This is a genomic window from Aeromonas sp. R10-2, assembly GCF_040908445.1.
GTDB classification, from domain to species: domain Bacteria; phylum Pseudomonadota; class Gammaproteobacteria; order Enterobacterales; family Aeromonadaceae; genus Aeromonas; species Aeromonas veronii.
The window spans coordinates 15,702-37,699 of record NZ_JBFODS010000039.1 but is presented as its reverse complement, the minus strand read 5'-3'; the positions used below and the strand labels follow the sequence as shown (position 1 = coordinate 37,699).

General features: G+C 58.8%; 20 protein-coding genes and 2 pseudogenes. 19 read left to right on the top strand and 3 right to left on the bottom strand.

Annotated features, from left to right (window positions below; genetic code table 11):
- Positions 1–475: pseudogene (locus AB5Y97_RS09760) on the bottom strand (IS3-like element ISAeme20 family transposase); the annotation flags it as partial.
- Between the two features lie 59 nt (positions 476–534).
- Between AB5Y97_RS09760 and lafT the strand changes: the two are divergent.
- The 3 genes and pseudogenes from lafT to AB5Y97_RS09745 all read left to right on the top strand — a co-directional run.
- Positions 535–1,155: pseudogene (gene lafT / locus AB5Y97_RS09755) on the top strand (lateral flagellar motor stator protein LafT); the annotation flags it as partial.
- Positions 1,155–2,102: a lateral flagellar motor protein LafU gene (lafU, locus tag AB5Y97_RS09750; protein WP_257690892.1), complete on the top strand. Its 948-nt coding sequence runs from the start codon at positions 1,155–1,157 to the stop codon at positions 2,100–2,102. The pseudogene lafT and the gene lafU, both read left to right, overlap by 1 nt.
- On the top strand, positions 2,089–2,550 hold the full coding sequence (locus AB5Y97_RS09745) for a hypothetical protein (RefSeq protein ID WP_257690894.1): 462 nt from the start codon (positions 2,089–2,091) through the stop codon (positions 2,548–2,550). The genes lafU and AB5Y97_RS09745 overlap by 14 nt, the downstream gene beginning before the upstream one ends.
- Here AB5Y97_RS09745 and AB5Y97_RS09740 read toward each other — a convergent pair.
- Positions 2,483–3,490 carry a lytic transglycosylase domain-containing protein gene (locus AB5Y97_RS09740; protein ID WP_368157734.1) on the bottom strand — a complete coding sequence of 336 codons (1,008 nt, stop codon included), beginning with the start codon at positions 3,488–3,490 and terminating at the stop codon, positions 2,483–2,485. The two genes, AB5Y97_RS09745 and AB5Y97_RS09740, sit on opposite strands and share 68 nt — an antisense overlap.
- 80 nt (positions 3,491–3,570) lie before the next feature.
- Complete coding sequence (locus AB5Y97_RS09735) at positions 3,571–4,020, bottom strand: hypothetical protein (RefSeq protein ID WP_368157732.1); 450 nt, start codon at positions 4,018–4,020, stop codon at positions 3,571–3,573.
- Between the two features lie 114 nt (positions 4,021–4,134).
- Between AB5Y97_RS09735 and mraZ the strand changes: the two genes are divergently transcribed.
- The 16 genes from mraZ to AB5Y97_RS09655 all read left to right on the top strand — a co-directional run bounded on the left by mraZ (position 4,135) and on the right by AB5Y97_RS09655 (position 21,958).
- Entirely contained in the window at positions 4,135–4,593 is a 459-nt protein-coding gene (mraZ, locus tag AB5Y97_RS09730; RefSeq protein WP_013723406.1) for a division/cell wall cluster transcriptional repressor MraZ, read from the top strand.
- Positions 4,594–5,532, top strand: a complete 939-nt coding sequence (gene rsmH / locus AB5Y97_RS09725; RefSeq protein ID WP_005336168.1) for a 16S rRNA (cytosine(1402)-N(4))-methyltransferase RsmH — start codon at positions 4,594–4,596, stop codon at positions 5,530–5,532. It abuts the gene before it with no gap.
- Positions 5,533–5,535: 3 nt separating this feature from the next.
- Entirely contained in the window at positions 5,536–5,850 is a 315-nt protein-coding gene (ftsL, locus tag AB5Y97_RS09720) for a cell division protein FtsL (protein ID WP_005336166.1), read from the top strand.
- Positions 5,847–7,601 carry a penicillin-binding transpeptidase domain-containing protein gene (locus AB5Y97_RS09715; RefSeq protein ID WP_368157730.1) on the top strand — a complete coding sequence of 585 codons (1,755 nt, stop codon included), beginning with the start codon at positions 5,847–5,849 and terminating at the stop codon, positions 7,599–7,601. The genes ftsL and AB5Y97_RS09715 overlap by 4 nt, the downstream gene beginning before the upstream one ends.
- On the top strand, positions 7,534–9,066 hold the full coding sequence (gene murE / locus AB5Y97_RS09710; protein WP_368157728.1) for a UDP-N-acetylmuramoyl-L-alanyl-D-glutamate--2,6-diaminopimelate ligase: 1,533 nt from the start codon (positions 7,534–7,536) through the stop codon (positions 9,064–9,066). Before AB5Y97_RS09715 ends, murE begins: the two co-directional genes overlap by 68 nt.
- The gene (gene murF, locus AB5Y97_RS09705; RefSeq protein ID WP_368157726.1) at positions 9,063–10,418 is read left to right on the top strand and encodes a UDP-N-acetylmuramoyl-tripeptide--D-alanyl-D-alanine ligase; all 1,356 of its coding nucleotides are present in this window, start codon (positions 9,063–9,065) and stop codon (positions 10,416–10,418) included. The genes murE and murF overlap by 4 nt, the downstream gene beginning before the upstream one ends.
- Entirely contained in the window at positions 10,412–11,494 is a 1,083-nt protein-coding gene (gene mraY, locus AB5Y97_RS09700; protein WP_005355120.1) for a phospho-N-acetylmuramoyl-pentapeptide-transferase, read from the top strand. Before murF ends, mraY begins: the two co-directional genes overlap by 7 nt.
- A 4-nt stretch (positions 11,495–11,498) precedes the next feature.
- Entirely contained in the window at positions 11,499–12,782 is a 1,284-nt protein-coding gene (gene murD, locus AB5Y97_RS09695; RefSeq protein WP_005336156.1) for a UDP-N-acetylmuramoyl-L-alanine--D-glutamate ligase, read from the top strand.
- Positions 12,779–13,960: a cell division protein FtsW gene (gene ftsW, locus AB5Y97_RS09690; RefSeq protein ID WP_005336154.1), complete on the top strand. Its 1,182-nt coding sequence runs from the start codon at positions 12,779–12,781 to the stop codon at positions 13,958–13,960. The genes murD and ftsW overlap by 4 nt, the downstream gene beginning before the upstream one ends.
- A complete protein-coding gene (murG, locus tag AB5Y97_RS09685; protein WP_236280266.1) occupies positions 13,960–15,042 on the top strand; it encodes an undecaprenyldiphospho-muramoylpentapeptide beta-N-acetylglucosaminyltransferase in 1,083 nt (360 codons plus the stop codon). Before ftsW ends, murG begins: the two co-directional genes overlap by 1 nt.
- A gap of 111 nt (positions 15,043–15,153) precedes the next feature.
- Positions 15,154–16,608: a UDP-N-acetylmuramate--L-alanine ligase gene (gene murC, locus AB5Y97_RS09680; protein WP_368157724.1), complete on the top strand. Its 1,455-nt coding sequence runs from the start codon at positions 15,154–15,156 to the stop codon at positions 16,606–16,608.
- Between the two features lie 97 nt (positions 16,609–16,705).
- Positions 16,706–17,458, top strand: a complete 753-nt coding sequence (locus AB5Y97_RS09675) for a cell division protein FtsQ/DivIB (protein ID WP_368157721.1) — start codon at positions 16,706–16,708, stop codon at positions 17,456–17,458.
- Positions 17,439–18,698: a cell division protein FtsA gene (ftsA, locus tag AB5Y97_RS09670; RefSeq protein WP_005336148.1), complete on the top strand. Its 1,260-nt coding sequence runs from the start codon at positions 17,439–17,441 to the stop codon at positions 18,696–18,698. The genes AB5Y97_RS09675 and ftsA overlap by 20 nt, the downstream gene beginning before the upstream one ends.
- Positions 18,699–18,737: 39 nt before the next feature.
- Complete coding sequence (gene ftsZ, locus AB5Y97_RS09665) at positions 18,738–19,889, top strand: cell division protein FtsZ (protein ID WP_005336147.1); 1,152 nt, start codon at positions 18,738–18,740, stop codon at positions 19,887–19,889.
- A 99-nt stretch (positions 19,890–19,988) separates the two neighbouring features.
- Complete coding sequence (gene lpxC / locus AB5Y97_RS09660; protein ID WP_005336146.1) at positions 19,989–20,912, top strand: UDP-3-O-acyl-N-acetylglucosamine deacetylase; 924 nt, start codon at positions 19,989–19,991, stop codon at positions 20,910–20,912.
- A 140-nt stretch (positions 20,913–21,052) separates the two neighbouring features.
- Entirely contained in the window at positions 21,053–21,958 is a 906-nt protein-coding gene (locus AB5Y97_RS09655; RefSeq protein WP_005355107.1) for a M23 family metallopeptidase, read from the top strand.
- The last annotated feature ends 40 nt before the right edge of the window (positions 21,959–21,998 follow it).

Genomic DNA, 21,998 nt, shown 5'->3' with positions numbered 1-21,998 from the left:
GTCTGGCGCGTCTTGCTGTGAGCAGCCCGAATGGCGACCTTGAGTCGTTCATCTTCTTGTTGGCGCTGTGACGGTGGACGCTGGCGCCAGTGGTAGAAGCCCGCACGAGAGACCTCCAGCACACGACAGATAACGGAAATGGGATAGATGTCCTTTTGGTTGGCTATCCACGCGTACTTGGCAGTGACTCCTGAGCAAAGTACGCGGCGGCCTTTTTTATGATGTCGCGCTCCATGTTGGCTTGTGCGAGAGCTTTGCGTAGCCGGGCCACTTCAGCCTCCAGCTCGGCGACAGAACGCGCTCCGGGAATGGCCGATGTATCCTTTCCTCCTTTGGCTGCGACCACCCAGTTGCTCAGTGTGCCTTTGGCAATACCCAACCTTCTGGCGGCTTCAGCTTGGCCAAGGCCTTGCTCCAACACCAGTCGAACCGCCTCTGCCCGAAACTCTGGTGAATAGTGTTCTCTCGATTTCATTCAATACCCCCGATTGTCTCATCGTAACAATCGGGACTGTCTGTGAAAATCAGGATACCTCACTGATGCATCAACTGCTTGAAGAGACACGCAATAAGGGGATGAAGGCGCTCGACGAGCATATTGAAAATCCCCAGCAGAGCTCGGTTTTCTTGATGTATCCCCAGATTTCGGAAGATCCCCAACTGCTTGGTTTCATTATCGATAACCTGCGTCTGCTCGGAATGGGCAAGATCACCCCCCATGAACTGGATACCGTGCTGGAGCAGGAGATCATGGCCATTGAAGAGGACATGCTCAAGCCTGCTCATGCCTTGCACAAAACCGGCGAGGCCTGCCCGGGCTTCGGCATTCTTGCTGCGGTGATGGGGATCATCATCACCATGCAGCAACTGGATGGCCCTCTGAGCAATATCGGTGTCCATGTGGCGGCTGCTCTGGTGGGCACCTTTATCGGTATTTTCCTCTGCTACTGCTTGCTGGAGCCAATCAGCAATGCCATGGAAGAGATGGTCAAGCGCCGTATCGGCCTGTTGATGTGCATCAAGTCGATCCTGATTGCCCAGTTGCGTGGCAAGACACCGCTGCTTGCCGTCGATTCGGGTCGCAAGATCCTGGAGCCTGAAGTCAAACCAAGCTTCCTTGAGCTGGAAGATTGGGTGACCAACAGGGCGATGTAATGCGCAATCACGAACAGATTATCGTCAAGCGCCAGCAGCGTCGTAACAGCGGTCCCAAAGGGGGCGGCGCCTGGAAGGTGGCATTTGCCGACTTCACGTTGGCCATGATGGCGTTCTTCATGGTGCTGTGGATCCTGGCTGTGTCCAATCAGGAGGAGCGGGAAGTCGTTGCCAGCCGCCTGCGGGACTACAGCATCATGGACAGTGAGGCAAACCCGTTTGATATTCGCAATAGCCCCTATCCTGTCGATCTCGGTGGCAATCCCTCAGTGATGGATGAGCTTAACCCCAAGTTCGATCAGCAGGGTCAGCTGATGCCTAAGCATATGGACCGTAATCAGAGCATTTTTTCTGACGGTCCGGGCGGTGGGTATGAAAAGCTGTTGATAGGTAAACTTGAGGGGGAAGCCCAGATGAAGCAGCTGGCCAGCTTTATCGACCATCTTGCTGAGCAGATGCAGGCGAAGAATAACCTCGAGATTCAAATTGTTCCCCAAGGATTGCGGATCCTGATCCGTGATGACGCGGATCGGGAAATGTATAGCCGCGGCAGTGCCCGTATTAGCCCTTTCTTTCGCCATATGTTGATGGCGCTGGCACCCATATTCCAGCGTATCGAGAATCGGGTCATGATTTCTGGCCATACCGACAGCACACCGTTTGCCGGTGACAACTACAGCAACTGGGAGCTATCGTCAGACCGCGCCATGATGGCAAGACGGGTGTTGCTGGCAGGCGGCATGCCACCTGAACGGGTCGGGCAGGTTGTCGCGATGGCCGATACCATGCTGGAAGATACCCGCAATCCACAAAGCAGCCGTAATCGGCGCATTGAATTGCTGGTCATGACAACCCAGGCAGAAACTAATCTGGAGCAACTTTTCAGCTCCCAAACGCAAGCGGCAACCAGCCATGCCAAGGAGATGATTTCCCATGGACGACCCTGAGATCGAGTTTCCGCTGCATACCTCGCACAATGATCCACGCAGAAAAGTACCGCGCTGGTATCTGCATGATGGAACAACGCCTTTCGAGTCACAGAGTTGTGGTATTGCGGCCAGATTGCTGATTTCCGGATTGCTGTTTGACAAGAGCATTGGCCGCGCAGTGATCAAAGACATAGGTCCGGGCGGGGTCGGTTTCCTTGCTCCTGCTCGATTTGAATTACCCGAAACGGTGACACTCTCCCTGTTGCCGTTAATTGCGCTGGATTGCAACATCACTCATCGTCGCGCTATTGGTCGGCAGCTCTGCTTTTATGGTGCTCGCTGGTCATATCCGGAAGAGGTTGATTTGGCTCCGGTACTGAGCCATTGGCGCCACTGTTTCATGGTGCCGCAATCAGCTGCCGCTTCTGCTGAATCCCAAGAGGATCAGGCAAGCGTTCCAGCCTGATCTCGCCTCGACTCATATCAAGCCCCCTGGCAGCTTTCAGCAACAGGGGATCATGCAGACTGTCCAGTGAGACCGCTTTGACAATGGCGGTCGCCCCTTTCTTCTGGTTGGCGGTGGGGGCTTTGCCCTTGCTATAGACGATCGGGCAATCGGTTATCCCTTGCGCGATAGGGAGTTGCCAGGCCGGATTCCAGCGGCTGGCTTCATTCATTGATACGCCTTTTGCCTGAGCCCACGCGGGCAGTGAGCAGCCGTTCGGATGACGGAATATTTGCAAGTCATTGCCGCTGTGCCATGGCGGAAGTTGAAACTGATAGCTGTCAGCCATATCAAGCAGTCTTGCCAGCGCAACAAAGCGCGCGACATAAAAGCGTGTTTCAGTCGGAAGCTCCAGTTCCCATATATTACGTGTCCCCGCTTTTAAAACCGCATTGAGTACCCGCCCTTCTCCTGCGTTGTAGGCTGCCAAAGCAAGCAGCCAGTCATTGCCAAAGAAGCGATACAACCATGCCAAATAGGAAAGGGCAGCCTCTGTCGCCAATGGCAGTGAATAGCGCCCATCAAATTCGCTGGTGATGGGAATGGCAAATCGGGTGGCGGTATCTGGCATCAGCTGCCAGGGGCCTGCGGCGCCAGCAGAAGAGACCACATCCAATCGGTAACTGCTCTCCAGTAAAGGAACAAAGGCAAGCAAGGGCGGCAGTTTGCGTTCGTGAACCTGCTCCGCGACCCAGCGAATAACAGGCTGTGTCGCCGCAAGGCGTTGTTGGAGATAAGGGCGCTGCTTCAGCAAGAATTGCTGCTGCTGGCTGACCAAGTCGACCCCTTTACCCTGAATCGGGACAGGGAAACCAGCTTGCCAGTGATAATTGTGATAAGCATGGCAAGATGTTGATATCATTAACATCCCGCTCATTAGCAAAAAAACGAGCCGGGTCATGGGGCAATTGTTGAGCAAGGATCGCGCAATAATAAAAACATGATATATCTCAACAGTTTTTTGAATTTAAGGTCGTCTGATCATGTGTAATCCAGGACGTAGCAAGCATGATAACACGAGTAAAAAAGAGCCCAAATTCGGGTAAAGCGATTCAGAAGTTTTTGCTGTATCTGATACTCGCCAATTTCATTCTGATGGGCTTGTACATTGGTTACGCTCAAGAGCTGACATTTGCCACCAATATTCTGCTGACATCCCTGCTGATTATTTACAATCTGTTGCTGTGTCAGCTGGTGTCTCTGCGTGCTCGCCGTTCGAAAGATGGTTACATCATCTATCCAGTGATATGTGTCAGTATTTTGCTCTGTGCCGTGGTATTGTTCCGTTTCATCATATCGCCCAGATAGTGACCGCTCACCGACTTGCTGCTTATTAATCACTTTCTGTTTTTTCAGCAATAACTCTTGGAAAATCAACCCACTCAATCCGCGGTATGCAATTGCTGCGTCAATATGTTCCCTCTGTCCCATCTCCTTGCTTGAAAAGCCCCCTGCACGTCCTTAAACTTCAAGGTGGGGAAAAGTGGATCAAAGTGGTTTTTAGAGGGGCAATCTGCCTGCTCACTCACCTTCAGGGACTGCAATTTGTTGCGTGGCGCTCATGCCATCAGCCTGGACAGTAAAGGGCGGCTGGCAATTCCGACCAAATTCCGTGATTGGCTGCGCGATGAAAGCGACGGCCAGCTGGTTTGCACCATCGATATTGCACATCCCTGTCTGCTGCTTTATCCCCTGAATGAATGGGAAGAGGTCGAGCGCAAGCTCAAGACTCTCTCCAGCATGAATCCGCAAGAGCGCCGTTTGCAGCGACTGCTGCTGGGACATGCAACTGAATGCGAGCTGGATGGCAATGGCCGTCTGCTGCTCAGTCAGCCACTGCGCAACCATGCGGGGCTGGACAAGAAAATCATGCTGGTGGGCCAGCTCAACAAGTTTGAGCTGTGGGATGAAGCCCGCTGGCAACAACAGGTCAATGACGACATCTTGGGTCTGCCCGGGGACGATTGGGCAAGCTCACCACGACTACAGGATTTCTCTTTATAAATGACCCAAGCCGCTGAACACATCACAGTGCTGCTGCACGAAGCCGTTGAAGGTCTGGCCATCAAGCCGGACGGTGTCTACGTCGACGGTACTTTTGGCCGTGGTGGTCATTCTCGTCTGATCCTGCAGCACCTTGGCCCCAATGGCCGCCTGATCGCCATCGACCGCGATCCCCAAGCGATTGCCGAGGCCGCCAAGATCCAGGATCCCCGTTTCGAAATCGTGCACGGCCCCTTCTCCGGCATCGCCTCCTATCTCGATGAGCGCGGTTTGCTGGGCAAGGTGGATGGCTTCCTGCTGGATCTGGGGGTCTCTTCACCCCAGCTGGATGATGCCGAGCGCGGCTTCAGCTTTATGAAAGATGGTCCGCTCGATATGCGGATGGACCCCACCTCCGGTCAGAGCGCCGCCGAGTGGCTGGCCAAGGCCGATGTGGATGACATCGCCTGGGTGCTGAAGACCTTCGGTGAGGAGCGTTTTGCCAAGAAGATCGCCCGCGCCATCGTGCATGACCGTGTGACCGAGCCTTATGTGCGTACCCGTCAACTGGCGGAGATGATTGCCCGGGTCAATCCGAGCAAGGAGAAGGGCAAGCATGCGGCAACCCGCAGTTTCCAGGCCATTCGCATCTATATCAACAGCGAGCTGGACGAGATCGAAACCGCGCTCAACGGTGCACTGGAAGTGCTGGCACCACATGGCCGTCTGTCAGTGATCAGCTTCCATTCGTTGGAAGACCGGTTGGTGAAGCATTTCATCCGCAAGCACGAGAAGGGGCCGGAAGTGCCTTACGGCATTCCGTTGACCGAGGCCCAGCTGGCCGGCGGTCGCAAATTGAAGTCGGTCGGCAAGGCACTCAAGCCTTCTGATCATGAAGTATCTGAAAACAGCCGGTCACGCAGCTCGGTGCTGCGGGTTGCCGAACGGTTGGCGGAGTAAGCGATGAGCGAAGTGCGTGTTCATCTGGCCAAGGAGATCGTTGCCGATCTCTGGCGGCACAAGCTGCAGATTTTTCTGTCGGTCGCCGTGCTGGTGACTGCGTTTGCCGTGATCCTGGTGACCAACATGACCCGCGGTCTGACGGCCAAGCAGAACGACCTGATGGCAGAAGAGGATCGCCTCAATATCGAATGGCGCCACCTGCTGCTGGAGCAGGGTACCCTGGCTGAACACTCCCGGGTGGCGAGTCTGGCGATGGACAAGTTGCAGATGGGTCGTCCGCTGGTGACCACCGAGAAGGTAATTACCCAACCATGAAACGCAAGGCTACAGCCAAAGCTGCCAAAGCGAATGTCAAAGCGCCATCGATCTATCCGTGGCGCTTTCGCACGCTTGCGGTGTTTATCGGCATCGCGTTTGTGGGTCTGATCCTGCGTCTGGCCTGGATCCAGGTGATCAATCCGGATCGTCTGCGTCAGGAGGGTGACATGCGCTCCCTGCGTACCACCTCTACCCAGGCGGTGCGCGGCATGATCACCGATCGCAACGGCGAGCAGCTGGCGGTTTCTGTGCCGGTCGAGGCGGTCTGGGCCGATCCCAAGACGGTGCATGAATCCGGTGCCATCAATAATGAGCGAGCCTGGCTGGCGCTCTCCGCCGTACTCAAGCTCGACATCAATACCCTCAAACACCGCATCGCCAACCCCAGCAAGCGCTTCGTCTATCTGCAGCGTCAGGTTACTCCTGCGGTGGCGGAATATATCAAGGGGCTCAAGCTGGGGGGCGTCTACCTGCGCCCCGAAGCACGCCGCTTCTACCCGACCGGCGAGATCAGCGCCCATCTGGTGGGGGTAACCAACATCGATGGCAGCGGTATTGAAGGGATCGAGCGCAGCTACAACGAGTGGCTGACGGCGACACCCGGCGAAATGCGGGTGCGCAAGGATCGTCAGGGGCGCGTCATCGAGCGGCTTGGCATCGTCAAAGAGGGCAAGAACGCCAACGATCTGCAGCTCAGTATCGATCAGCGGGTGCAGGCACTGGCCTATCGTGCCCTCAAGCGGGCAACCGACGAGAACAAGGCGACCTCCGGCTCCATGGTGATGCTGAATATCAAGACCGGTGAAGTGCTCGCCATGGTCAACACCCCCTCCTATAACCCGAACAACCGCGGCCAGTATCAGAGCTTCCGGGTACGCAACCGTGTGGTGACCGATACTTATGAGCCGGGTTCGACCGTTAAGCCATTGATTTTGCTCAGTGCCTTGCAGGCAGGTGTCACCAGCTGGAAAGATTTCATTCCTGGTGGGCCGCTTTTTATCGGTGCCAAGCAGATCAAGGACGTCAGTATCCACAAGGCGACCAACCTCTACGATATCCTGCGTTACTCCTCCAACATCGGTATGTCGCGCATCGCGCTGCGGATGCCGGCGCAGGAGATGATCAATACCCTCAGCATGTTCGGTTTCGGCATGGATACCGGCAGCGGGCTGATGGGCGAGAGCAGCGGCATGCTGCCCCAGCGTCGTCGCTGGTCCGATATCGAGCGGGCAACCCTCTCGTTCGGTTATGGTCTGCGAGTCACCCCGCTGCAGCTGGCTTCCGCCTACGCCACCCTGGCCAACAAGGGCAAACGGGTGCCGCTCTCCATCGTCAAGGTGACTACGCCGCCCAAGGGTGAGCAAGTTATTGATCACAACAATGCCGCTGCCATGTTGCAGGCGCTGGAGTATGTGGTCGACAACGCTATTCCAAAAGCCAAGATCCCGGGCTATCGGGTTGGCGGCAAGAGTGGTACCGCCAAGGTCGCCGTCGCCGGTGGCTATGGCAAGGATTACATGGCCTGGTTTGCCGGTTTCGCACCCGCCAGTGATCCCCGTTTCGTCATGGTGGTGGTGATCAACGAGCCAAAAGGCAGCGCCTATTATGGCGGCGCCGTGGCGACCCCACCGTTTGCAGAGGCCATGGGCGGGGTGCTGCAGCTCTTCAATATTCGTCCCGATGCGGTGCCGCCAGCGGTGCCCACCAAACTTGCCCGTACGGAGGCTTCTCTTGTCCCGCGCACTTGATGCATTACTGCGCCCCTTCGGTATCCAGGCGCCGGCGCTCACCCTGACCGATATCCAGCTGGATAGTCGGCGGGTTGGCTCCGGCTCGCTCTTCGTGGCCATTCGCGGTCATCAGGTGGATGGCAGACGGTTTATCGAGCAGGCGGTGGCTCAGGGAGCGACCGCTGTTGTGTTTGAGGAGGATGGTGAATTTATCCCACCATCGACTCCGGTTCCCTGTATCGGGATGCGGGATCTGCCCGCTCACCTCTCTGCTCTTGCGGGCTATTTCTACGATCAGCCAGCCCAAAAATTAGATCTGGTCGGGGTCACCGGCACCAACGGCAAGAGCACTACGGCACTGCTGGTCGCCAACTGGCGCACCCTGCTGGGGGGCAAGGCGGGTGTGATGGGGACCATCGGCAACGGCCTGTTTGGCAATTTGATCGAAGCGGAAAATACCACCGGCAGCGCCGTGCAGGTGCAAGCCAATCTGGCTGCGCTGCAAGCGCAGGGGGCGGATCTGGTGGCGATGGAGGTCTCCAGCCATGGTCTGGTGCAGCATCGTGTTGCCGCACTGCCGTTTGCCGCTGCCGTTTTCACCAACCTGAGCCGGGATCACCTCGATTATCACGGCACCATGGAAGCCTATGGTGCGGCCAAAGAGCAGTTGCTGCAGCTGGTCGATGAGTCGAATGCGGTGATCAACCGTGATGACGAGTTGGGTGCCAAGTGGCTCGAAAAATACCCGGCAGCGGTGGCGTTCAGCGTTAATGGCCCGATTGAACACCATTCTGGCCGTCAATTAACGGCGCAGCAGCTCGATTTTCACCAGCAAGGTTTTCGCGCGCAGATTAACTCCAGCTGGGGGAATGGTGTATTATCCGCCCCCTTGCTCGGGCGCTTCAACGTCAGCAATGTGCTGGCCGCGATGGGCGTGATGCTGGTGCTCGGTTACGACTTCAACGAACTGCTGGCGACAGCGCCTCAATTGCAGCCGGTGACGGGGCGTATGGAGTGTTTTGGCGGTGGCGATACGCCGCTGGCGGTGGTCGATTACGCCCACACCCCGGATGCACTGGAGAAGGCATTGCAGGCCCTGCGGGTGCACTGCACAGGGCAGCTCTGGTGTCTGGTCGGTTGTGGTGGCGACCGCGATCGCGGCAAGCGCCCCATGATGGCCGCCATGGCCGAGCAGTATGCGGATCGCGTGATCCTGACCGACGACAATCCCCGTACCGAGGAGCCGGCCCGGATCATGGCCGACATGGTGGCGGGTCTTCGCGATCCTGCTGGGGTGCAGGTGGAGCACGACCGGGTCAAGGCGATTGTGCTGGCCATCGGTCAGGCGAGCAAACAGGACATCATCCTGGTGGCCGGTAAGGGTCACGAGGATTATCAGATCATTGGAACCGACAAGCGGCACTACAGCGACCGGGAAACCGTCGCGGCCGCCTTGCACACATTATTGGAGTCATTCAAATGATGACCCTCAGGCTTGCCGAACTGGCGCAGGTACTCGATGCCCGTCTGATTGGTGACGATGGCGAGATCACCGTCGTCAGTACCGACACCCGCACTCTGGGCGCGGGTGCCCTGTTCGTTGCCCTGCGCGGCGAGCGCTTCGATGCCCACGATTTTTGCGAGCAGGCCGTTCAGGCAGGGGCCTCTGCCCTGCTGGTCGAGCGTGAGCTGCCGCTGGCCATTCCCCAGCTGGTGGTGACCGACAGTCTGAAGGGGCTGGGCCGTCTCGGCAAACTGGTGCGCGAGCGCATCAACCCGAAAGTGCTGGCCATTACCGGTAGCTGCGGCAAGACCACGGTGAAGGAGATGGCGACCGCCATCCTGCGTCATGAAGGAGAGGTGCTGGCCACCGCTGGCAACTTCAACAATGAAGTGGGCGTGCCGCTCACCCTGCTGCGCCTCGAACCGCAACACAAGTTTGCGGTGATGGAGCTGGGTGCCAACCATCCGGGCGAGATCGCCTGGACTACTTCACTGGCCAAACCCGATGCCGCCATCATCAACAACGTGGCGGCGGCCCATCTGGAGGGCTTCGGCTCGCTGGAAGGGGTGTTCCACGCCAAGAGCGAAATCTTTGAGGGCTTGAGCGAGGGTGGCACCGCCATCGTCAACGCCGACAACGAATTCTGGCCGAAGTGGCGGGAATGCGGCATTCAGTGCGCCTTCTCCATCGACGATCAGAGCCAGCCGTTCCACGCGCGCAACCTTGTGCTCAACGAGCAAGGCTGCGCCGAGTTCGTGATGGTGACCCCGCAGGGCGAGCTGAGCCTGACTCTGGCGATCCCGGGTCGCCACAACGTGGCCAATGCGTTGGCCGCCGCCGCGGGTTGTCTGGCCTTCGGCGCATCCCTCTCCTGTGTCAAGGCGGGGCTGGAACAGATGGCGCCGGTCAAGGGGCGCTTCTGCGTGCAGCGCTGGGGCGGTCTGACTCTGGTGGATGATACCTACAATGCCAGTGTGGAGTCCGTGCTGGCGGGCATCGATGCCCTGACCGCTATGAGCGGCTTCAAGGTGCTGGTGTTCGGTGATATGCGGGAACTGGGTGAGGAGTCTGCCGAGCAACACGCCCGGGTTGGCCGTCATGCCCGCGAGTGCGGTCTGGATGCCGTGCTGACAGTGGGGGAAGATAGTCGCCACACCGCAGATGCCGCGGTGGGCCGACATTTCGATAACAAGGCGTCGTTGTTTGAAGTGCTTGCGCAAATGATAAATACACATCAGGAAATTTCGATTCTGGTCAAGGGGGCACGTGGCTCCCGCATGGAAGATATCGTCGAGATGGTCAAAGACCGTCAGGAGTCAGCTGCATGCTAGTCTGGCTGGCTGAACTGCTCACCCCGCACTTCACCTTCTTCAACGTCTTCTCCTACCTGACGTTTCGCGCCATCCTGTCGATCATTACCGGACTGGGGGTTGCCCTCTGGATGGGGCCACGACTGATCCGTCGCCTGCAGATCCTGAAGTTTGGTCAGGTGATCCGCAACGACGGTCCCGAGTCCCACCTCAGCAAGCGGGGCACCCCGACTATGGGTGGCCTGATGATCATTGCTGCGATTTTCACGTCTGTGCTGCTCTGGTGCCGCCTCGACAACCCTTATGTCTGGCTGGTGCTGTTTGTGCTGGGTGCCTACGGTGCCATCGGCTTTGCCGACGACTACCTCAAGGTGGTGCGCAAGAATACCGACGGCCTGATCGCACGCTGGAAGTATTTCTGGCAATCCGCGGTAGCGCTGGCGGTGGCTGTGTTCCTCTATGCGACCGCAACCCATGAGGGACAGACCCAGCTGGTGGTGCCTTTCCTCAAGGATGTGATGCCGCAGCTTGGCCTGATGTTTATCGTGCTGACCTACTTTGTCATCGTTGGCACCTCCAACGCGGTCAACCTGACCGACGGTCTCGACGGCCTGGCCATCATGCCGACCGTGATGGTGGCGGGGGGCTTTGCCCTGATCGCCTGGGCCACCGGTAACGTCAACTTTGCCAACTACCTGCACATTCCCTACGTGCCCTATACCTCCGAGCTGGTGATCGTCTGTACCGCTATCGTCGGGGCTGGTCTGGGTTTCCTCTGGTTCAACACCTATCCGGCGCAGGTCTTCATGGGGGATGTTGGTTCCCTGGCACTGGGCGGCGCGCTTGGCACCATCGCCGTGTTGGTCCGTCAGGAGTTCCTGCTGGTGATCATGGGCGGCGTCTTCGTGATGGAGACCGTCTCGGTGATCCTGCAGGTGGGGTCATACAAACTGCGCGGCGTGCGGATCTTCCGCATGGCGCCGATCCATCACCACTACGAGAAGAAGGGCTGGCCGGAGCCGCGCGTCATCGTGCGCTTCTGGATCATTACCCTCGTGCTGGTGCTGCTGGGTCTTGCCACCCTGAAGGTGAGGTAAGGCCATGGTCATCATCATCGGATTGGGCAAAACCGGACTCTCCTGTGTCGATTACTTCCTCGGCCGTGGCGTGACGCCACTGGTGATGGATACCCGTGCCAACCCGCCCGGCAAGGATCAACTGCCGCCTGAGGTAGAGCTCATTCACGGTCTCGACGAGGCGCTGCTCAAGCAGGCGCACATGATCGTCGCGAGCCCGGGTATCGCGCTGGCGACCCCCGAACTGAAAGCCGCTGCCGAGTGTGGCGTGCAGATCGTCGGTGATATCGAGCTGTTTGTGCGCGAGACCCAGACCCCGGTCATCGCCATTACCGGCTCCAACGGCAAGAGCACCGTCACTACCCTGGTGGGCGAGATGATTGCCGAAGCCGGCCTCAATGTCGGTGTGGGCGGCAATATCGGCACACCGGCGCTGGAGCTGCTCAAGCAGCCGATGGATCTTTGCGTGCTGGAGCTATCCAGCTTCCAGCTGGAAACTACTCACAGTTTGCGTGCTGCCGCGTCCGTGGTGCTGAACCTCTCAGAAGATCACATGGATCGCTATCAAGGCATGGCCGACTATCGTGCCGCCAAGATGGAGATCCATCAGCACTCCAAACACATTCTGGTCAATCGTGACGATGCCCAGACCCTGCCCGATGTGGGTCAGGTGTGGCAGAGCTTTGGTCTCGACTGCAATGGCTATGGCCGTTGCCTGCTGGATGGCCGCTACTGGTTGACGTTGCACGGTGAACCACTGCTTGCGGTAGACGAGATGAAGATCGTCGGTGCCCACAATCAGGCCAACGCGCTGGCCGCCATGGCGCTGTGCGATGCGGTCGGTATTCCCCGTGCGGCTCAGCTTACCGTGCTGCGTCGTTTCGAGGGCTTGCCCCATCGTGCCCGCTTCGTGCGTGAGGTGAACGGGGTGCGCTGGATCAACGACTCCAAGGCCACCAACGTGGGAGCCACGCTGGCTGCCGTTGCCGGTGTGCGCGAGTCGGTCAAGGGGCGCCTGCTGCTGCTAGCCGGTGGTCAGGGTAAGGGGCAGGATTTTGGCCCGATCCAGGCGCTGTTGGGCAACCAGATCGATCACATGTACTGCTTCGGTCAGGATGCCGAGGTGCTGCTGGCACTGGGCGAGCAGACCGAACGGGTGGCCGACCTGGCCGCTGCGGTTGCCAAAGCGGCGGCCGATGCCAAGCCCGGTGACTGGGTGCTGCTGGCGCCAGCCTGTGCCAGCCTGGATCAGTTCAAGTCGTTCGAGGTGCGCGGCGATCGCTTCACCGAGATGGTGCTGGCACTATGAACGCCCTTCGCGCAGCAGCAGGTCTGTTCCAGCGCTGGTTGTTACCGGCGCGTCCTGCCGGTCTCTACGATCGGCAGCTGGTACTGCTGGCGCTCTCCCTGATGGCGGTCGGGGTGGTCATCGTGGCCTCGGCGTCGATTCCCGAGGGGATTGCGCTGGGGGATGACCCCTTCATGTTTGTGAAGCGTCACGCCCTGTTTCTGGTGATGGCGCTCGGTATCTCCTGGTTTGTGTTGCAGGTGCCGATGGCGCGCTGGCAACAGCACAACGGCCCCATGTTGCTGCTGGCGATCTTGATGCTGGTGCTGGTGCTGCTGGTGGGGCGGAACGTCAACGGTGCGGTGCGCTGGTTGCCGCTCGGTCCCTTCAACCTGCAGCCTGCCGAGTTTGGCAAGCTGGCGCTGTTTGTCTATCTGGCCGGCTATCTGGTGCGGCGCCAGAGCGAAGTGCGTGAAGCCTGGATCGGCTTTTTGAAACCGCTGGCGGTGTTCGGGGTGCTGGCGGTCTTGCTGCTGTTGCAGCCGGACCTGGGTTCCACCGTGGTGATGTTCGTTACTTCGTTTGGCATGCTGTTTCTGGCCGGAGCCCGACTGGGACAGTTTTTGACCCTGATCGGCGCGGGTCTCGGCTCGGTGGTGATGCTGATCATCGTCGAGCCCTACCGGATGCGGCGGGTGACCTCGTTTATGGATCCCTGGGCCGATCCGTTCGGCAGCGGCTACCAGTTGACCCAGTCGCTGATGGCGTTTGGCCGTGGCAGCTGGTTTGGCGAAGGGCTTGGCAACTCCATCCAGAAGATGGAGTACCTGCCGGAAGCGCACACTGACTTCGTGTTTGCGATCCTCGGTGAAGAGCTGGGTTACGTTGGGGTGCTGGGCGCCCTGTTCCTGATTTTTGCGCTGGCGGTCAAGGCGCTCAAGCTGGGGCATCGCGCGCTGGTGGCAGAGCGGCTCTATGACGGTTATCTGGCCATCGGCATCGGCATCTGGTTCAGCTTCCAGACCTTCGTTAACGTTGGCGCGGCCAGCGGCATGATGCCAACCAAGGGCTTGACCCTGCCGCTGGTGAGTTACGGTGGTTCCAGTCTCATCATCATGTCGGTGGCGGTGAGCATGTTGATTCGAATCGATTTTGAGTTGCGTCAGGCGACAGCCCAGGCGCGCGTGCGGGAGGTTTAGTGAGCAAGACTCTGTTGGTGATGGCAGGTGGTACCGGTGGGCATGTGTTCCCCGGTCTGGCCGTGGCCGATCGCCTGAAGGCCCAGGGCTGGACTGTCCACTGGCTCGGCACTGCCGACCGGATGGAGGCGGAGCTGGTGCCCGCCCACGGTTATCCCATCTCCTTCATCGATATTCAGGGAGTGCGTGGCAACGGCATCAAGCGACTGCTGGTGGCGCCCTATCGCATCGTTAAATCGATTCTGCAGGCGCGTCAGGTGCTCAAGACCGTTCGTCCTGATGTGGTGCTCGGCATGGGCGGTTTTGCTTCCGGTCCGGGTGGCGTGGCTGCCTGGTTCTCCGGCATCCCGCTACTGCTCCATGAGCAGAATGCTGCTGCTGGCATGACCAACAAGCTGTTGGCCCGTATCGCCAGGCGGGTGTTGATGGCATTTCCGGGCGCCTTCGCGCCGAGCCGTCGTACCGCCGTGGTGGGTAATCCGGTGCGTCCCGAAGTGGTCGCCCTGCCGGATCCGCAACTGCGCAGCGGGGATGAGCCACTGCATCTGCTGATCGTGGGTGGCAGTCTGGGGGCGCGGGTGCTCAACGAGCAGGTACCTGCTGCGGTGGCGGCATCCGGCGTGCCCATTGAAGTGCGTCACCAGTGTGGCAAGGGCAATGCCGAGGCTGTCTCTGCTGCCTATGCCCAGCACGGCATCAATGCCGAGGTGAGCGAATTTATCAAGGATATGGCCAGCGCCTACGCTTGGGCCGACCTGGTGGTCTGCCGTGCCGGTGCGCTGACTGTTTCCGAAGTGGCTGCCGCCGGTGTGGCCGCCATTTTCGTGCCGCTGCCCCATGCTGTGGATGATCACCAGACCCGAAACGCCTTGACCCTGGTCGACGGCGGTGCAGCCGAGTTTCTGCCCCAGTCCGAGCTGAATACCGCGTCGCTGGCGGCGCGCCTGACCTGGTTGGCTGGTCGCCGGGAGACCCTGTTTAACATGGCGAAAGCGGCTCGCCGCGTCGCCATCATCGATGCGGCCGAGCGGGTTGCAGATGAGTGCAAACAGCTCGCAACCGGGCAGCGTGGTAAAGATTGATGAGCAAGGTTGCAGCGGTGACACCGTGCAGCCTTGTACCTGTATGTATTGATGCCGCCGTGCAGCCGCGCTTTGACGGCACATGGCCTGCGGCAGACTAAAGAGACGATTATGACCAAGGTTGAACTGGCAAAACTGCGTACTGTGATCCCCGAAATGCGTCGCGTGCGTCGCATCCACTTTATCGGCATCGGTGGTGCCGGTATGGGCGGGATCGCCGAAGTGCTTGCCAACGAAGGGTATCAGGTAACGGGTTCTGATCTGGCTCGCAACGCCGTGACCGAGCGCTTGGCCGGACTGGGCGCGCACATCTTCGTCGGCCACAGTGCCGAACACGTTGAGGGTGCCAGCGTGGTAGTGGTATCTACCGCCATCAAGCAGGACAACCCGGAGCTGCTGGCTGCCCGCGAACTGCGGATCCCGGTGGTGCGCCGCGCCGAGATGCTGGCCGAGCTGATGCGTTTCCGTCACGGTATTGCCATCGCCGGTACCCACGGCAAAACCACCACCACCAGTCTGGTGGCGAGCATCTATGCCGAAGCCGACCGCGACCCGACCTTCGTCATCGGTGGCCTGCTCAACAGTGCCGGTACCAATGCCCGATTGGGCAGCAGCCGCTACCTGATTGCCGAGGCGGACGAGAGCGACGCCTCTTTCCTGCATCTGCAGCCGATGGTCTCTATCGTGACCAACATCGAAGCGGATCACATGGATACCTACGGCGGTGATTTCTCCAAGCTGAAGGCCACCTTCATCGAGTTTCTGCACAATCTGCCCTTCTACGGACTGGCGGTGGTCTGCATCGATGATCCGGTGATCCGTGGCATGTTGCCCGAGATTGCTCGCCCGACCCTGACCTACGGTCTCTCTGACGATGCGGATGTGCAGGTGCTGGATTTTGTCCAGACCACCAACCACAGCTGCTTCCGTGTTCGCCGCAAAGAGGCGGGTGAGCTGCTGGTGACCCTCAATTTGCCGGGTATTCACAACGCATTGAACGCCGCAGCGGCGATAGCTGTCGCGACAGAGGACGGTGTTAGCGATGAGGCCATCATCTCTGCACTGGCCAAATTTGAAGGGGTCGGTCGTCGCTTCCAGCAGTATGGCGAGTTTGAAACCGGTCGCGGCAAGGCGATGCTGGTGGACGATTACGGTCACCACCCGAGCGAAGTGAAGGTCACCGTCAACGCCGCCCGTGCCGGTTGGCCCGAGAAGCGTCTGGTGATGGTGTTCCAGCCGCACCGTTATACCCGCACCCGCGACCTCTACGAGGACTTCGCCGATGTGCTCTCCAAGGTAGACGTGCTGGTGATGCTGGAGGTTTATGCTGCCGGTGAGGAGCCGATCCCGGGCGCTGATGGACGGGCACTGTGCCGCTCCATTCGCTCGCGTGGCAACCTGGAACCCATCTTCGTCGCCACGCCAGATGACGTGCCAGCCGTGTTGGCCGACCTGATCGGCGAGGGGGATTTGGTGCTGACTCAAGGCGCTGGGAACGTCGGGGCGCTGGCCCGTCGTCTCGGAGAGATGAAATTGAGCATAGATAGCATGAAATCTGGCGCCTGAGGGCCCAATGAGTATTTTGACCGCCAAGCCGGGGCCTATATAATGGCGAACCGGTCTGTCAAAGGCCGGTTTAGCGCGTTACACGGGGATCGATCGGGTGGAGGCAAGGGCACAGGGGCGCACCAAGGGTGGCTTCATCGCAGGGGTAGCGTTTTTCCTGCTGGTGATATGGGGCTGCTACCGGACGGCGCTGGATGTTAAAGGTTGGCTGACAGATGCCAACCGGTTGCCCATGAGCGAGCTGTTGCTGCAGGGGCAACACCAGTATTTGCAAACCGAAGAGCTGCGGATGGCCGTGCTGGATGGCGCCGAGCTGCGCAACTTCTTCGAATTGGACGTCAACGAATTGCAGGCAAGGCTCAACGCCCTGCCATGGGTGGCCTCGGTCTCGGTACGAAAGAAGTGGCCGAACAAGATCAAGATCTACCTCACGGAACAAGATGTGGCGGCGCGCTGGAATGGCAACCGCTTCGTCAACACCAAGGGCAAGGTATTCAGTGCCCCGGATCGGGTCAAGACGCCGCTGTTGCAGCTGTCAGGGCCGGATGAACAGGCTGCCCGGGTGTTGAAAGAGAGTCGGCAGTACGAGTCGCAACTGGCTGCCAAGGGATACAAGTTGCTGGGGGTGAATCTGACCCCCCGCCATGCCTGGGAACTGACCCTGGATGGCAATATCAAGCTGTTCCTGGGACGCAATGACATTGCGCTCCGGCTGCAGCGGTTTATCGATGCCTTCCCGGTTATCGAACCCCGTGCGCAAGTCGCTTACGTGGATCTTCGATACGACACCGGAATGGCAGTTGGCTGGAAGAAGAGCGAAGAGAAAGTGCATGACCAACACCGCAGATAGGAATTTGATTGTCGGACTGGATATCGGCACAACCAAGGTGGCGGTTCTGGTCGGGGAAGTATTGCCGGACGGTGAACTGAACGTCATCGGTATGGGCAGTCACGCTTCTCGCGGAATGGAGAAGGGCGGGGTCAATGACCTCGACTCCGTGGTCAAGTCACTGCGCCGCGCGGTGGAAGAGGCCGAGATGATGGCAGATTGCCAGATCAGCTCGGTCTATCTGGGGTTGTCCGGCAAGCATATTGATTGCCGCAACGAGACCGGCATGGTGCCCATCTCCGATGAAGAGGTGACCCAGGAGGATGTGGACAACGTGATCCACACCGCCAAGTCGGTTCGCCTCTCGGATGAACTGCGGGTGCTGCACGTGCTGCCGCAGGAGTTTGCCATCGACTATCAGGAAGGGATCAAGAATCCGGTTGGTCTCTCCGGTGTACGGATGGCGGCCAAGGTGCATCTCATCACCTGCCATAACGACATGGCTCGCAACATCGAGAAGTGTGTCGAAAAAGTGGGTCTGCGAGTCGATCAGCTGATCTTCTCCGCGCTGGCCTCCAGCTATGCCGTATTGACCGAAGACGAGAAAGAGCTGGGTGTCTGCGTGGTGGACATCGGTGGCGGCACCATGGACATGTCGCTGTTTACCGGCGGTGCCCTGCGCCACACCAAGGTGATCCCGTACGCTGGCAGCACTGTGACCAGCGACATCGCCTACGCCTTCGGCACGCCGCCGCTCGACGCGGAAGCGATCAAGGTGCGCTACGGTTGCGCCCTCGGCCGTCTGGTCAGCAAGGAAGACAATATTGAAGTACCCAGTGTCGGCGGTCGCCCGGCGCGCAGCCTGCAACGGCAGACACTGGCTGAAGTGATTGAGCCCCGTTACACCGAGTTGCTCTCCATGGTGAATGATGAGCTGGTGCGGGTACAAAGCGAGTTGAAAGCGCAGGGGGTCAAGCATCAGCTGGCAGCCGGTGTGGTCTTGACCGGCGGCGCTGCCCAGATTGAAGGCATTGTGGAGTGTGCAGAGCAGATCTTCCAGAGCCAGGTCCGGGTGGGAGAGCCCATGAACATACGTGGTTTGAGTGATTACGTGCAGGCACCGGTGTACTCGACTGCGGTCGGGTTGCTGCAATATGGCCGCACCCATCAAGCCACAGGTAGCAACAAAGAATATGCCGCCAAGGCAAGCGTCGGTGGCCTGGTCAAACGGGTTAGCAACTGGCTGCGTGGCGAGTTCTAAGAATTTTGCTGAGTCAGGCAAATAAAGCGGAGAGACAACATGTTTGAATTTATGGATAGCCACACTGACGAAGCCGTCATTAAAGTGATCGGTGTAGGTGGCGGCGGCGGTAACGCTGTCGAACACATGGTTCGTCAAAATATTGAGGGTGTTGAGTTTATTACCGTCAACACCGATGCCCAGGCACTGCGTAACTCCAGCGCCAACACTACCCTGCAGATCGGCGGTGGCATCACCAAGGGTCTGGGTGCCGGAGCCAATCCGGAAGTGGGTCGTGATGCGGCCATGGAAGATCGCGAAGCGCTGCGTGAGCTGCTGACCGGTTCCGACATGGTGTTCATCGCCGCCGGTATGGGTGGTGGTACCGGTACCGGTGCTGCGCCGATCGTGGCCGAAGTGGCGCGCGAGATGGGCATCCTGACCGTTGCTGTGGTCACCAAGCCGTTCTCCTTTGAAGGGAAGAAGCGGATGGGTTTCGCCGCCCACGGTATCGAAGAGCTCTCCAAAAACGTCGACTCCCTGATCACCATCCCCAACGACAAGTTGCTGAAGGTGCTGGGTCGCGGTATCTCCCTGCTGGATGCCTTCAAGGCGGCCAACGATGTACTGCTTGGCGCGGTACAGGGCATTGCCGAGCTGATCACCCGTCCGGGCTTGATCAACGTCGACTTCGCGGACGTGCGTACCGTGATGCGTGAAATGGGTACCGCCATGATGGGTACCGGTTCCGCCTCCGGTGATGACCGTGCTGAAGAAGCGGCCGAGAAAGCCATCTCCAGCCCGCTGCTGGAAGACGTGGATCTGGCTGGTGCCCGTGGCATCCTGGTCAACATCACCGCCGGTATGGACATGACCATCGAAGAGTTCGAAACCGTAGGTAACGCGGTCAAGGCCTTCGCTTCCGAGAACGCCACTGTAGTTGTGGGTACCGTAATCGATCCGGAAATGCACGACGAGCTGCGTGTGACCGTGGTTGCTACCGGTATCGGTGCCGAGCGCAAGCCGGACATCACTTTGGTCAAGAGCAGCCAGGTGCAAGAGCGCCCGGTGCGTCAGCCGCTGGTTAGCGACATGATGCAAGGCCGCGTGATGGACGAAGCCCCGGCCAAGGTGGTCAACGCCGAGCCGCAAGCTCGTCGTGAACCGGATTACCTGGATATTCCGGCGTTCCTGCGCAAGCAAGCTGACTAAGCCTCTTATGGCTCTCGTTTGTTTGTTGTTCAAGGAATGTGCTAAGATGGCCTGCCAACGACCATCTGGTCCGGATTTTAAGCTGTTTAGGGTACACCCATGATTAGACAAAGAACCTTGAAAACGAGTGTACAGGCGACTGGTGTCGGCCTGCATTCGGGCCGGAAAGTCACCATGACGTTCCGTCCGGCGCCTGTGAACACAGGGATCGTTTACTTGCGTACCGACTTGAATCCTGTGGTGGAGCTGCCAGCCAATGCCGATCAGGTGCGCGATACCGTGCTCTGTACCGCTCTGGTCAACGAAGCCGGTGTCCGTGTCTCTACCATTGAGCACCTCTCCGCCGCGCTGGCCGGGATGGGGATCGACAACCTCTATGTCGAGGTTGACGCGCCCGAGATCCCGGTGATGGACGGCAGTGCGCATCCCTTTATCTACCTGCTGCAGGAAGTCGGGATCCGTGAGCAGAATGCTGCCAAGCAGTTTGTGCGGATCAAGAAGAGCATCCGGGTTGAAGACGGCGACAAGTGGGCGGAATTCCACCCTTATCGCAACGGCTTCAAGATGGATCTCGAGATCGATTTCCAGCATCCGGTTTTTGAAGGGCGCAATCAGCGTTGCGTACTGGACTTCTCCGGTGCCTCCTTCGTGAAAGAGATCAGCCGTGCCCGTACCTTCGGATTCATGCGTGATATCGAGTACCTGCGTTCCCAGAACCTGGCGCTGGGCGGAAGCCTGGAAAACGCCGTGGTACTGGACGACTATCGGGTGCTGAACGAAGACGGTTTGCGTTATGAGGACGAGTTCGTCAAGCACAAGATGCTGGACGCGATCGGTGACCTCTATATGTGTAACCGCAGCATCATCGGTGAGTTCCGTGCCTACAAGACCGGACATGCCCTGAACAACAAGCTGCTGCGTGCCTTGCTGGCCGAGCAGGAGGCTTGGGAACTGGTGACCTTCGAGGGTGAGGGCGACAAAGCGCCTATCGCTTACTACGATAACGGTCTGGTTCTGGCCTGATAGCTGTGCAACGGAACGTCGGTCCTCTCTCCGCACCGACGTTCCGTCATTTGTTTACTCCATCCTTTAATACCGATTATCTCCCGGTTTTATTTCCCGTGCAGGCTCCTGGCCGCACCTGACCGAGCAGACTGATTTCTATGAGCATTACCCTGATCCTCCACGGCAAGCAGCGACGCAAGTTGCACCTGCCCAAACAACGTCTGGCCTGGGTCGGCGGTATTCTCTTCTCCCTGTTAGCCCTTGGTGGTGGTTGGCTCTGGCAGAGCTGGCACCAGAAAATGGAGGCGCTGGAAGTGGCGCTTGCCGTTGCCGAGCAACAGTCCGTTGACCAGAGTGGCGACGAAGCCCGTGAACAGTTGGCAATGCTGGCAGCTCAGGTGGGCACCATGCAAGGCCAGCTTGGCCGTCTCAATGCCCTCGGCGAACGATTGACCGAGCAGGCCGATCTCGATCCCGACGAGTTCAATTTCAAAGAGCTGCCCCCCATGGGCGGCCCTTCTTATGATGAAGAGCTGGAAGTGAGCCTCAACGAGCTGCAAGCCTCGATGAAACACCTCAGCCAGCAGCTCAGCAGCCGCGAAGAGCAGCTGTCGGTACTTGAATCTTTCATCATGAATCACCATATCACCGATGCCGGTTTTATTTCCGGCACGCCAGTCAAACAGGAGCGAGTTTGGGTCTCGTCCGGGTTTGGTGGACGGGTCGACCCGTTCAACGGGCGTGCCAAGATGCACAAAGGGGTCGATTTCCGTGGCAAACCCGGAACCCCGATTCTGGCTACCGGGCCCGGCATTGTCAGCTGGGCGGGCCGTCATCCGGAATTTGGCAATATGGTGGAGATTAATCACGGCAATGGCCTGGTCACCCGCTATGCCCACAACTCCAAGTTGCTGGTCGAGGTGGGCACCCTGGTTGATCAGGGTCAGAAGATTGCCTTGATGGGACGCACCGGTCGCGCGACCGGGGTCCATCTGCATTACGAAGTGTTGAAAGATGGTCGTCAGGTCAACCCCGCACGCTTTCTCAGTGCCAGACGGGGTTAGGTTTTTTCTTCAGGTTCCAGTGACGGAACGCTTTTATAAC